Origin of the sequence: Aquimarina hainanensis, assembly GCF_042684685.1 — a bacterium.
GTDB lineage: Bacteria > Bacteroidota > Bacteroidia > Flavobacteriales > Flavobacteriaceae > Aquimarina > Aquimarina hainanensis.
The window spans coordinates 1-12699 of sequence record NZ_JBHULX010000048.1 but is presented as its reverse complement, the minus strand read 5'-3'; the positions used below and the strand labels follow the sequence as shown (position 1 = coordinate 12699).

At 34.4% G+C, this 12699-nt stretch carries 10 protein-coding genes; 8 read left to right on the top strand and 2 right to left on the bottom strand.

The window, feature by feature from the left end; genetic code table 11:
* Positions 1–6: 6 nt before the first annotated feature.
* Positions 7–561, bottom strand: a complete 555-nt coding sequence (locus ACFSTE_RS21200; protein WP_378254232.1) for an NUDIX hydrolase — start codon at positions 559–561, stop codon at positions 7–9.
* A 165-nt stretch (positions 562–726) separates the two neighbouring features.
* On the opposite strand from ACFSTE_RS21200, the gene ACFSTE_RS21195 reads away from it, so the two are divergent.
* The 7 genes from ACFSTE_RS21195 (at position 727) to acs (ending at position 10068) form a co-directional block, all read left to right on the top strand.
* On the top strand, positions 727–1146 hold the full coding sequence (locus ACFSTE_RS21195; RefSeq protein WP_378254234.1) for an IS1/IS1595 family N-terminal zinc-binding domain-containing protein: 420 nt from the start codon (positions 727–729) through the stop codon (positions 1144–1146).
* 121 nt (positions 1147–1267) lie between these two features.
* Positions 1268–2497, top strand: coding sequence for a hypothetical protein (locus tag ACFSTE_RS21190; RefSeq protein ID WP_176030728.1), 1230 nt, complete (start codon positions 1268–1270; stop codon positions 2495–2497).
* 12 nt (positions 2498–2509) lie between these two features.
* The gene (locus tag ACFSTE_RS21185) at positions 2510–2797 is read left to right on the top strand and encodes a DUF4212 domain-containing protein (protein WP_176030727.1); all 288 of its coding nucleotides are present in this window, start codon (positions 2510–2512) and stop codon (positions 2795–2797) included.
* A gap of 21 nt (positions 2798–2818) precedes the next feature.
* A complete protein-coding gene (locus ACFSTE_RS21180; protein WP_176030726.1) occupies positions 2819–4609 on the top strand; it encodes a sodium:solute symporter family protein in 1791 nt (596 codons plus the stop codon).
* Between the two features lie 304 nt (positions 4610–4913).
* Positions 4914–7598, top strand: a complete 2685-nt coding sequence (locus tag ACFSTE_RS21175) for an ATP-binding protein (RefSeq protein WP_378254236.1) — start codon at positions 4914–4916, stop codon at positions 7596–7598.
* A gap of 30 nt (positions 7599–7628) precedes the next feature.
* Positions 7629–7994, top strand: a complete 366-nt coding sequence (locus ACFSTE_RS21170; protein ID WP_176030724.1) for a response regulator transcription factor — start codon at positions 7629–7631, stop codon at positions 7992–7994.
* A gap of 121 nt (positions 7995–8115) precedes the next feature.
* Positions 8116–10068, top strand: coding sequence for an acetate--CoA ligase (acs, locus tag ACFSTE_RS21165; protein WP_378254238.1), 1953 nt, complete (start codon positions 8116–8118; stop codon positions 10066–10068).
* Between the two features lie 58 nt (positions 10069–10126).
* Here the strand turns inward: acs and ACFSTE_RS21160 are convergent, their stop codons facing one another.
* A complete protein-coding gene (locus ACFSTE_RS21160; RefSeq protein WP_176030722.1) occupies positions 10127–11215 on the bottom strand; it encodes a M42 family metallopeptidase in 1089 nt (362 codons plus the stop codon).
* A 97-nt stretch (positions 11216–11312) separates the two neighbouring features.
* Between ACFSTE_RS21160 and ACFSTE_RS21155 the strand changes: the two genes are divergently transcribed.
* The gene (locus ACFSTE_RS21155) at positions 11313–12011 is read left to right on the top strand and encodes a DUF4294 domain-containing protein (RefSeq protein WP_176030721.1); all 699 of its coding nucleotides are present in this window, start codon (positions 11313–11315) and stop codon (positions 12009–12011) included.
* The last annotated feature ends 688 nt before the right edge of the window (positions 12012–12699 follow it).

The window sequence follows — 12699 nt, the reverse complement described above, 5'->3', positions numbered from 1 at the left end:
GAAGTATTACTTTAACTTATTTGTAATTTCTTTTAAGATAAAATTATAATAAGTAGGTCCATGTGGCACATATTCTTTTGAGATACGTTCACTCATTACATGTGCATATAAAGTTTTTATAGGAATTAATTTTACTTGGGATACTTCCTCTTTTTGAAGTTGTAACTCAGAAATTTTTCCTAAAAATTCGGAAATATAAATACGATGAAATTCATTGTCTATTATATTATCACTAGGTGACATCATGGATTTAAAAGTCCCTATAAAAGATAAATTACTTTCTTGAAGCATAATCCCTAACTCTTCTCTAGATTCTCTCAGAGCTGCCTTCATTGGAGCTTCCTGATAAGAAATATGTCCTGCAACAGAAACGTCCCATAGACCAGGGTATGTATCTTTTGCTGGAGCTCTTTTTTGCAGTAAAAGATTTCCTGTAGAAGTATACAACCATAGATGGACGCTTTGATGAAATACCCCCAACTTGTGTGCTTCGGATTTAAGAATCTTTTTGTGAGTCAGATTCCCTTTTTGATCTAGTACATCTATCCATTCATCTGCCATGGTAACTTAAGTATAATGTAGAGTTTTGATTTTGTATAAAAATACATTTAATACTGTGAATTATACTGTTTTTTGTGGTTGTTATTGTGTATTCGTTAGTTATTGAGGTTAAATTATGAATATTTATTATTGCTAAATTAGTATATTTATGCAAAATTAATATATATGTCCATTAATTCATGCCCAAATTGTAATGCCAAAGAGTATATAAAAAGTGGTGTTATAGCCAATAGACAGCGATATAAGTGTAAAAAATGCAACTACTATTTTACCGTAAATAAGTTGGGGAAAAAGATTGATGATTACTATGTTAATAAAGCTTTACAATTACATTTGGAAGGGCTAACCTATAGAGAAATAGAACGTATTTTAGGGATTTCTCATGTTAGTATTATGAATTGGGTAAAAAAGTATAATGTGAAGCGTCCACAAAGTACAAACTATCACCCAACCTATAAAATTTTGAATAGTGATGAGCTTTCCAGGTATTTTATGAATACGGATAATGTAAAAGGAGCTGGGGTTATCGTTACGGAATTAGGAGATAAATTTATGCTTATTAAATGGGAAAGGTTTAAAGAATAACTATAGTAATTAACAAAAAACTATATCAATTTTTATTTCAGTATATAATTTTTAGAATTTTATGAAGTACACAAGAGTATTCTAGCTAGAATCTAAAACATACAAATCAAATTCTAAAGACATGCGAAAACATTTATATATACTGCTACTCTTAGGATTCGTTTTTCATTTTGGTTTTTCACAAGGTTCTCCGGATTACAATGGAGGCTATAAAGTAAAATTTAATGAAGATGGATCTAAGTTTTTCAGAATAATCTCTTGGGCTCAATTTTGGGCTACACATACAGATAAGGTTCCTGATGATGTAAGTAAAACAAATTTTAGTATCAGAAGAGCGAGGATTCTTATGTATTCTCAGATTAATAAAGACTTTTTGATTCTTACCCATTTTGGATTAAATAGTTTAAATGCAGAAAATCAATCCCCTACGGGATTAGAAGGGAACTCTCAACTTTTTCTTCATGGAATGTGGGGACAATATAGTCTGGGAGCAAAACATGCGATAGGAGGGGGATTACATTATTGGAATGGAATTTCCAGATTGAATAATCAAAGTACTCTGAATATGATGACCTTGGATAATAATAGGCAATCTTGGGCTACTATTGGGCTTTCGGATCAGTTTGCTCGTCATATAGGTATTTATGCAAAGGGAGCAATAGGAAGATTGCAATATCGTATTGCAATTAATGAGTCGGTAAGTAACAACCTTCAGGAAACTGTAGAGCCGGTTGCAGGGGGTGCTGCAGTATATGCAGGAAGAAGACTTCTGGGATCCAGAGATGCCGGAAAAAATTATGCAGGATATTTTGATTATCACTTTTTAGATCAGGAATCGAACTCATTGCCTTATAAGGTCGGGTCATATCTGGGGAGCAAAAAAGTATTCACCGTAGGAGCTGGTTTTTTCTTTCACCCTGATGGGAGTGTATTGGCAGAAACAGATGGAACATTATCAGGGGAAGATGTATCCATATTTGCAGTAGATGCATTCTATGATGCTCCGATAGGAGAAAAGGGAAATGCGCTAACAGTGTATGCAACCTATCAAAATAATGATTACGGAAAAGATTACACTTTAGGGCAAACCTATGAAACAGGGGCGATGCTGTATGGTCATGTGGGATATGTAATACCACTAAAGGACAAAAAACTAAAGTTTCAGCCTTATGTATCCTATAGTAATAGAAGTATCGATGCAATCGATGATAATGCCAGTACTTTAGGGCTGGGAACCAATGCGTATATCAGTGGACACAATTCAAAAATAACCTTGGAGTATAAGAATACAAAATACGGAAACAACACAGATACAGGAGTAGTGACCCTACAAGCAATGATTTATTTATAAAAATTACACACAATGTCAGAAGAAAAGAAAAAAGCAAAAGCTTATTGGAAAGAGAATGTTAAATATCTTTTTCTATTGCTAGCGATATGGTTTCTGGTCTCATACGGAGCAGGAATTTTATTTAAGGATGCGTTAAACGAAATACGTCTGGGAGGTTTTAGGTTGGGATTTTGGTTTGCTCAGCAAGGATCTATCTATGTATTCGTAATCTTGATTTTTGTTTATGTACGATTGATGAACAAATTAGACAAAAAGTACGGGTACGATAAAGATTTAATGGCTGATAAAACGAAAAAATAACAAAACAAAAAAAGAAAAGATATGAGTGTTCAAATATGGACGTATGTCCTCGTAGGGTTGACCTTTGCTTTATATATAGGAATTGCAATTTGGTCCAGAGCAGGATCTACAAAAGAGTTTTATGTAGCAGGAGGAGGGGTCTCTCCTTTGGCTAATGGAATGGCGACGGCAGCTGATTGGATGAGTGCAGCTTCCTTTATCTCAATGGCAGGAATCATTGCATTTGCAGGGTATGATGGAGCAGTATATCTCATGGGATGGACCGGAGGATATGTATTACTGGCATTATTATTAGCCCCTTATCTCAGAAAATTTGGAAAATTTACAGTGCCTGATTTTATTGGGGATAGATATTACTCAAAAACGGCTAGATCCGTTGCTGTATTTTGTGCCTTGTTAGTATCTTTTACCTATGTAGCAGGGCAAATGAGAGGAGTGGGAATTGTGTTTTCTAGATTCTTAGAAGTTGATATAAATACAGGAGTGATTATCGGGATGATTATCGTATTGTTTTATGCTGTATTAGGAGGGATGAAAGGAATAACATATACACAAGTAGCTCAATACTGTGTCTTGATTTTTGCTTTTATGGTCCCGGCAATATTTATTTCTATTCAAATGACCGGAAACCCGATTCCACAATTGGGGTTTGGAGATACCGTTTCTGATGGTTCTGGTACTTACTTATTGGATAAGTTAGATGGGTTGAGTACAGAACTTGGATTCTCTGCATATACAGAAGGTTCTAAATCAACTTTAGATGTATTTGCAATTACCTTGGCCTTGATGGTTGGAACAGCAGGATTACCGCATGTAATTGTTCGTTTTTTTACGGTAAAAAGAGTTAGAGATGCCAGGAAATCTGCTGGGTATGCGTTGTTGCTAATTGCTATTTTGTATACGACTGCACCAGCTGTAGCAGTATTTTCTAAAACTAATTTGATAGAATCAGTTCATAACAAAAAATACGAAGCACTTCCTACCTGGTTTAAAAACTGGGAAGATACAGGATTGTTGGGCTGGACAGATAAAAATGGAGATGGGCAAGTACAATACTTTAGCGGACATGCAGTAAAAGGAAACAAAAACAAACCTGTTTTTGACGGGAAAAACAGGGGGACTTCAGGAGAACGAGTAATTACTAACATAAATCCGGCTACTAAAAATGAGCTATTTGTCGATCGAGATATTATGGTATTAGCTAATCCGGAAATAGCAAATCTTCCTAATTGGGTAATTGCTTTGGTAGCCGCAGGAGGATTAGCTGCTGCATTGTCTACAGCAGCGGGATTGTTACTAGTGATTTCTTCTTCGGTCTCTCATGATTTAATAAAGAAAATGATTAAACCAGATATATCAGAAAAAGGAGAGCTGGTAGCAGCGCGTCTTTCTGCAGTTGCTGCAGTTTGTGTAGCAGGATATTTTGGAATTAATCCGCCGGGATTTGTAGCTGCTGTGGTTGCTCTAGCCTTTGGTCTGGCAGCAGCTTCTTTTTTCCCGGCGATTGTATTAGGAATATTTTATAAGCGAATGAATAAAGAAGGAGCGATCGCAGGAATGGTGATTGGGATATTATGTATGCTTCTGTATATGATCAAATATAAACTAGGGTGGTTCGATGACACCTTGCCTCCGTCCAGTGAATGGTGGTTTGGAATTTCACCAGAAGGCTTTGGAGCCGTGGCTATGGTTGTCAATTTTGTTGTGTCATTAGTAGTGTGCCATCTGACGACAGCTCCCCCTGAAGAAGTACAGGAAATAGTCGAAAATATAAGAATTCCAAGTGGGGCAGGAGAAGCTTCTCATCATTAAAAAATAAAAACACTTCGAGGTGTCCTCAAAGCTTCGAAGTGTTATGTTATTATAAAAGATAAAAAATGATTATTTTAAGCTAGCATAAATCAAACTGGCACTTTCAAATAAAACTGAGTGAAGAAAAGGCATCAACAAAAATTAGTCGTATTATCCCTGACATTGTTCTTTTTGATCAATATACCTTTAGTATTTGTTTTTAATGAATCTGGGCAAGTATTAGGGTTCCCAAAACTTTATTTTTTTCTGTTTGCATGTTGGGCAATTGCTATATTGATTTCCGCAATAGTACTAAATAAGTATTATGAATAGTTATTTTCTAATATGTATAATTGTAGCATACCTGTTATTTCTTTTCGGGATTGCTTTCTGGGCAGAGAAAAAGGCAAAAAGTAATTGGATTAATAACCCTTATGTGTATACCTTATCATTAGCAGTATATTGTTCTGCCTGGACTTATTATGGTAGTGTCGGGATTGCATCTACATCAGGAGTTAGCTTTTTAACCACTTATTTAGGACCGGTAATAGCTTTTCCGCTCTGGATTGTTTTACTAAAAAAAGTGATATTTATAGCGAAACAACATAAAGTCTCTAGTATTGCAGATTTTATTTCACTGCGATATGGGAATAATCGATTTTTGGGAGCTTTAGTAACAGTTATCTGCTTATTAGGTGTATTACCTTATATTTCGTTACAATTAAAAGCTATTTCAGAAACGTTCGCGATTCTTTCAGATAATCTCATTCACTCGTCATCCTCTATTCTAAAAGATTCTACCTTTTACATTGCGGTTCTATTAGCAGTATTCGCTGCTTTTTTTGGAACACAAGCTACGGATGCTACTTCTAGAAGAAGGGGAATTGTTTTTTCAGTAGCCTTTGAATCTGTAATTAAATTATTATTTTTTTTAATTATAGGAGGATATGTAACCTTTTTCTTATTCGATGGAACAACTGATATTTATGAGAAAATAGCCAAAACAGCGAACTTCGAAAAATTAATAACATTTGATACGTTAGAGTCAGGGATTAACTGGGGCTTAATGATTGGGCTATCCTTTTTTGCTATTTTTTTATTACCTAGACAATTTCAGGTATCTATTATAGAAAATACGACAGAAAAACATCTCAAAAAGGCAATATGGATGTTTCCTCTTTATCTGTTATTATTTAATGTATTTGTCATTTTTATTGCGTGGGGAGGAAAGTTAAAGTTATCAGAAGCTGTAAACCCAGATTATTATACGTTACTGTTACCCTTGCAAAATGGGAATGTGTTTTTAGCTACTCTGGTTTTTTTAGGAGGATTCTCAGCTGTTATCTCAATGGTTGTAGTTTCTACATTGGCTTTGTCTACAATGCTTAGTAATAATCTGATTATTCCATATGGTTTTTTGGATAAATTCAGTCAGAATAAACCCGAACGTAACGCTAACTATATAAAGAATATTAGACGGATTGCTATTTTTTCATTAATAGTAGGGGCTTATTTGTTTTATATAAACTTTAATATCCAGTTATCGTTATTTTCTATCGGACAAATTTCATTTGTGGTGATAGCACAATTAGCACCTTCTTTTTTTATAGGATTGTATTGGAACAGAGGATCTGCTATTGCAGCAAAGTCCTCAATAATAGGAGGGACATTAGTAACATTATACACATTGATTTTGCCATTTGTTTGGGATGCAATTTTAGGAGAAACAGATTTTATCAATTATGGTTTTTTAGGAATAGGATCACTACGGCCGTATCAATTATTTGGGATTGATTTTCTGACACCTGTGACCCATGCTTTCTTTTGGAGTATGTTTTTTAATCTTCTGATTTACCTAACGGTTTCTCTGTTGACTACCGTAAATTACAGAGAACGAAATTATGCAGAGATGTTCGTGAATTGCCGTTTTAATTCATTGCAGGAGAACGCATTTATATGGAAAGGGGAAGCTTATGTAGCGGATATAAAAAAAGTGTTAAACAGGTTTTTGGGAGAAGAACGAACAAAAAGAGCAATGGATATTTTTTGTCTAAAATACAACCTGCCCAAAACAATCGAAAAAGCAGATTCCAGGTTAATTAATTTTTCAGAAAAATTATTAACTGGTAGCATAGGGAGTGCTTCGTCTAGAATCTTAATAGCAAGTGTGGTAAAAGAAGAACCTGTTACCCATATGGAAGTAATCAAAATAGTAGAAGAAAATAAAAAAACCATCTCTACCAATAAATTTTTAAAGCAAAAATCAAAAGAACTTACTGATCTGACAGAGGAGCTGAAAATAGCCAATGAAGAACTCATGATTCATGATAAGCTTAAAGATGAGTTTTTGGATACTGTGGCTCATGAATTAAAAACACCGATCACCTCAATACGAGCTGCAACTGAAGTTTTATTAGATGATGATGATATGTCAGAGCAGTATAAAAAACGTTTTTTAGAAAATATTTTGCAAGACTCGGAACGCCTGTCCAAACTGATTCATCATATTTTGGATTTGGAAAAATTAGCCTCGGGAAGAGAAGTGTTGGATAAACGGAGGAATAATGTTAAAAAGACAGTAAAGAAAGCAATAAACGGTGTTCGGGCAATTGCAGAAAAAAAAGAAATTGTCATTACTAATGCGATATCCAAAGGAGGGGTATTAGCTACCTATGATGAAGACAGAATATTACAGGTATTGGTGAATGTATTGTCAAATGCTATAAAATTTGTAGAAGAATCTATCGGAACAATAAATATTACAGCTCAGGAAAAAGAAGAAACTGTTGCGATTATGATAAAAGATAACGGAAAAGGAGTATTAAAGGAGGATAGACGATATATTTTTGATAAATTTTACCAATCAAAAAATCAAAATATAAAAAAGCCTGCAGGAAGTGGGTTTGGTTTAGCGATTAGTAAACAGATTGTAGAAAGACATAATGGAACGATTTGGTTAGATGAAACTCATAAAAAAGGAGCGTGTTTTGTCATAGAATTACCCAAATAGAGTTTCTATAAGAAAAGATAATGTGTATAAATGAAAAAGAAGATATTGATTGTAGATGATGAACCAAATATAGTGATGTCACTGGAATACGCTTTCAAAAAGAAGAATTTCGAAGTGTTTATAGCTCGAGATGGAAGCGAAGCTATTCAACTATTAGAAAAAGAAATTCCAGATGTCGTATTGTTGGATATTATGATGCCTAATATAGATGGATATCAGACCGTATCCTACATAAAAAAACACGAGAAACTAAAAAAAGTAAAAACAGTTTTTTTATCGGCTAAAAATAAAACCTCAGATATAGAAAAAGGGTTAGAAATGGGGGTAGACCAGTATCTGACAAAGCCTTTTTCGGTCAAAAAAGTAATTGCAGAAATAGAAAAATTACTTATCTGATGAAGTTAGGATAGATTCAGGAACTACTTCTGGAGTTATTTATAAAAAAGTAACCATTCGTGAATTTGATTCATGAAAAATTGAAGACATAAATAAAAAATTAACCATAAAAACATAAATCATGGAAGTACGAGAAACCCTCCAGCTACGGTCTTTTGCAGAGTATAAAGAAGCGTATCAAAAAAGTGTAGAAAACCCAGAAGAATTTTGGGATGCGATCGCAGAAAAATTTTACTGGCATAAGAAATGGGATAAAACATTAGAGTGGGATTTTACGAAACCCGAAGTGAAATGGTTTCAGGGAGGGAAGCTGAATATCACGGAGAATTGTCTGGATCGCCACTTAGATAAATTAGGGAATAAAACAGCGATCATTTGGGAACCCAATAATCCAGATGAAGAATCTCGCCATATTACGTATAGACAGCTTTTTGTAAAAGTTTCTCGTTTTGCAAATGTTTTAAAGAACAATGGAATCAAAAAAGGAGATAGGGTGTGTATTTATATGCCGATGATTCCGGAGTTAGCTATCGCAATGTTAGCATGTGCCAGAATTGGAGCTATTCACTCTATTGTTTTTGCAGGTTTTTCCAGTTCTGCAATTGCTAGCCGAATCAATGATTCATCATGTAAGATGCTTATTACTGCAAATGAAGTATATAGAGGAAGTAAGCCTGTGAAGTTGAAAGAAATGTGCGATGAAGCCTTGAAAAATACTCCTACAGTCCAGACTGTTATTGTCTATAGAAGGACGGTCGAGCCTACACCAATGACTCCAGGACGTGATAAGTTTTGGTTTGAAGAGTTGCAAAAAGCAGAAAAAGAATGCCCAGCAGAAGTAATGGATGCAGAAGATGTACTTTTTATATTGTATACTTCTGGATCAACAGGAAAACCTAAAGGAATGGTGCACACAATAGGAGGGTATATGGTGTATACGACCTATACATTTGCCAATGTTTTTCAATGTGATCATTTTGCACCGACAGGAGTAAAAAACCAATCAAAACCTAAGAGTGATGTGTATTGGTGTACAGCGGATATCGGTTGGATTACAGGACATTCCTATATAGTATATGGTCCTTTGGCAGCTGGAGTGACTACTGTTATGTTTGAAGGGGTGCCAAGCTATCCTGATTATGGTCGTTTTTGGGAAATTTGTGACAAGTTGGATGTAACTCATTTTTATACAGCGCCAACTGCTATTCGAGCATTGGCTAAGCAGTCACTGGATCTGGTTAATAAACACGACCTGAATTCATTAAAAGTATTAGGATCGGTAGGAGAGCCTATTAATGATGAGGCATGGCACTGGTATAATGATAATATAGGAAAAGGGAATTCTCCTATTGTCGATACCTGGTGGCAGACAGAAACCGGAGGGATTATGATTTCTCCTCTGGCAGGAATAACTCCAACCCGACCTACTTTTGCAACATTACCTCTACCAGGAATTCAACCAGTATTAATGGATGAAGAAGGAAAGGAAATTCCATTTAAATCACAAAAATCAGAAGGACGATTAGCTATAAAATATCCATGGCCTTCTATGGCAAGAACTATTTATGGAGATCATCAGCGTTATAAAGATGTATATTTCTCTGCATATGATAAAATGTACTTTACAGGAGATGGGGCTTATAGAGATGCTACCGGGAATTATAGGATTACAGGAAGAGTTGATGATGTGGTAATAGTTTCTGGGCATAATTTGGGGACCGCTCCTATAGAAAACGCAATCAATGAACATTTATCAGTGGCAGAATCAGCAATCGTAGGATTCCCTCATGATATAAAAGGAACTGCCTTATATGCGTATGTGACTCTGCATGAGAATCAAATAGGGGATGATGAGTTACGTGCCAAGATCAGAGAACAGGTTTCTAATACCATTGGTCCGATCGCAAAACCAGATAAAGTACAGTTTGTAGAAGGACTGCCTAAAACCAGAAGTGGTAAAATCATGAGAAGGATTCTTCGTAAGATAGCTTCTAAGGATACAAGTAACCTAGGAGATACCTCTACACTATTAAATCCAGATGTTGTAAAAGATATTATGGAGAATGCCTTGTAAAAATAAAAACGGCTGTAAAATTATTACAGCCGTTTTTATTTTCTTTTCGATGAAAAGCCTAGTCAAAATAACTAAAGGTTTCTCCTTCTTTTATTTGTAATAAACTTTCATAAATTAATGAAATAACATTTTCTACATCTTCACGGTGTACCATTTCTACAGTGGTATGCATGTATCGAAGTGGAAGTGAAATTAAAGCAGAAGCAACTCCCCCATTACTATATGCAAAAGCATCAGTATCGGTACCTGTCATTCTGCTGGAAGCCATTCGCTGAAATGGAATTTTTTTGCTTTCTGCAGTATCGATAAGAAGTTCTCTTAGTTTATTCTGAACCGCAGGAGCGTAAGAAATTACAGGACCATCTCCAATTTTTGTTTCTCCTTGTGTTTTCTTTTCAATCATAGGCGTTGTGGTGTCATGACATACATCAGTTACGATAGCTACATCTGGTTTGATAGTATGAGTTATCATTTCTGCTCCCCTGAGACCAATTTCTTCCTGTACAGAATTAGTGATGTATAAACCAAAAGGAAGCTCCTTTTTATTTTCTTTTAAAAGTCGTGCAACTTCTGCAATCATAAAACCACCCATTCGGTTGTCCAAAGCTCTGCAAACAAATTTGTTTTCATTTAGAATAAAAAACTCGTCAGGGTAGGTAATTACACAACCTACGTGAACCCCTAATTCCAATACTTCTTCTTTGGTATTACACCCGACGTCAATACAAATGTTTTCCAATGTAGGAGCCTGTTCTTTAGAACCTTTTCTGGTATGAATAGCTGGCCATCCAAAAACTCCTTTTACAATACCTTTTTTTGTGTGAATATTAACTCTTTTAGAAGTTGCAATCTGGTGGTCACTTCCTCCATTTCTTATAACATAAATGAGACCATTATCTGTAATGTAATTAACATACCAGGAAATTTCATCAGCATGCCCTTCTATAACAACCTTATATGGAGCTTTAGGATTAATAACTCCAACAGCAGTACCGTATGTGTCCGTTATAAACTCATCTACATATGGTTTTAAATAATCCATCCATATTTTTTGCCCTTCCCATTCATACCCGGTAGGAGCAGCATTATTTAGATATTTTTCTAAAAAATCTAAAGATTTTTTATTAAGTATACTTTTTTTTGCCATGCGTACTATATGTTTTTATGCGAAATTAATAATATTCACATAGTTTTAATAGTTTACGATTACTTAATTAGTAATTTTGAAATTAAAAAATACTGTTATGATAAAGTATGTACTTAGTATAGTATTATGTACACTGTTAACCAAACTTTATGGACAGGAAGAAAACATCATCCCCAAAGATACCACCCAGTATGTTCAGTATTATATAATAGAAGGTGATACAATACCACATGATGCAATTGACCTTGATGAAGTTATTATTCTGGGAAAACTAAAATTCAAGGATAATCTAGAGAAAAGGAAATACTTAATCTTAAGAAGGAAAACAAGAAAAGTATATCCTTATGCTAAATTGGCAGCAGATAGGTTAGGTGTGCTTCATGATCGGTTAGCCGAAATAACTACGAGAAAAAAGAAAAAGAAGTACGTAAAAATGCTGCAGAAATACATGGAAGAAGAATTTACTGCAGAATTAAAGAAACTGACACGTACAGAGGGGCAGATTTTAGTAAAATTAATTCATAGACAGACAGGAGTTACTATGTTTGATTTGGTAAAGGAGCATCGTAGTGGATGGAAAGCATTTTGGTATAATAATACGGCCAGGTTATTTAATATTTCCCTAAAAAAAGGATATGATCCAATAAATGTAGAAGAAGATTATTGGATAGAGGATATTTTGCAGCGAAGTTTTCAGGCAAATATCCTGGATGAACAAAAAACAGCTCTTGATTTTAGTTTTTATGACTTAAGAAATAAGTGGGCAATACCGAAAGTGAGTGATAAAAAAGAATAAAATAAAGTTTTCGTACAAGTAAAACTGTTTTTTGTAACAAAAAAGCATTGTTTAAATAATAAAAGAGGCGAAAAATACTTCTTCGTAAATGTTTTTTTATTAATTTAGTATTCTATCTTTTTTTAAATCAGCGTTTTCTGTCTTTGGGTTAAAAAAAACGCAAAAAAAGTATTGCTGAATATGAAAAAGGTTGTATGTTTGCACCCGCTTAGCCGAGGGGCTGATGTTCATTGAAAACGGGGATTTTAAAGGAGTAAGTATTTAGAGATACTTGCTTTAAAAAAATCATAAAAAAAGCACACTTTTTTGTTTCGGTAAAATACATGTTTTCTTGTAAGAGTAGGTGTGAGTTATCGAGTAGTTATAGCAAGTTTTTTGTTAGGTAAACTATGGTTTATTTAAGATTCAAAAACTGTTATAAAAAAGTAAAAAAAACTTTAAAAAAAGTTTTGTCAGAAACAAAAAAGGTTTGTATGTTTGCACCCGCTTATCGAAAGGATAAGAGTTCATAAAAATAGTTATACTGGAGTAAAGTATTGATGATACTTAATAAGGTTCGATTCCTATTTAACATACGAAAAGACGGTTTAATTTTCGGATTAGACTTACGTTCATAAACATATTGATTGACAGCGCGTATATAGAAATATATAAGCATTAGAATTAAGACTAGAAACATCATTGAGAA

What these genes read in the sequence shown, in the direction of transcription:
- ACFSTE_RS21175 (WP_378254236.1), top strand. Translation starts at nt 4,914, where the DNA reads ATGAATAGTTATTTTCTAATATGTATAATTGTAGCATACCTGTTATTT.
- ACFSTE_RS21195 (WP_378254234.1), top strand. Translation starts at nt 727, where the DNA reads ATGTCCATTAATTCATGCCCAAATTGTAATGCCAAAGAGTATATAAAA.
- ACFSTE_RS21155 (WP_176030721.1), top strand. Translation starts at nt 11,313, where the DNA reads ATGATAAAGTATGTACTTAGTATAGTATTATGTACACTGTTAACCAAA.
- ACFSTE_RS21180 (WP_176030726.1), top strand. Translation starts at nt 2,819, where the DNA reads ATGAGTGTTCAAATATGGACGTATGTCCTCGTAGGGTTGACCTTTGCT.
- ACFSTE_RS21190 (WP_176030728.1), top strand. Translation starts at nt 1,268, where the DNA reads ATGCGAAAACATTTATATATACTGCTACTCTTAGGATTCGTTTTTCAT.
- ACFSTE_RS21185 (WP_176030727.1), top strand. Translation starts at nt 2,510, where the DNA reads ATGTCAGAAGAAAAGAAAAAAGCAAAAGCTTATTGGAAAGAGAATGTT.
- ACFSTE_RS21160 (WP_176030722.1), bottom strand. Translation starts at nt 11,215, where the DNA reads ATGGCAAAAAAAAGTATACTTAATAAAAAATCTTTAGATTTTTTAGAA.
- acs (WP_378254238.1), top strand. Translation starts at nt 8,116, where the DNA reads ATGGAAGTACGAGAAACCCTCCAGCTACGGTCTTTTGCAGAGTATAAA.
- ACFSTE_RS21200 (WP_378254232.1), bottom strand. Translation starts at nt 561, where the DNA reads ATGGCAGATGAATGGATAGATGTACTAGATCAAAAAGGGAATCTGACT.
- ACFSTE_RS21170 (WP_176030724.1), top strand. Translation starts at nt 7,629, where the DNA reads ATGAAAAAGAAGATATTGATTGTAGATGATGAACCAAATATAGTGATG.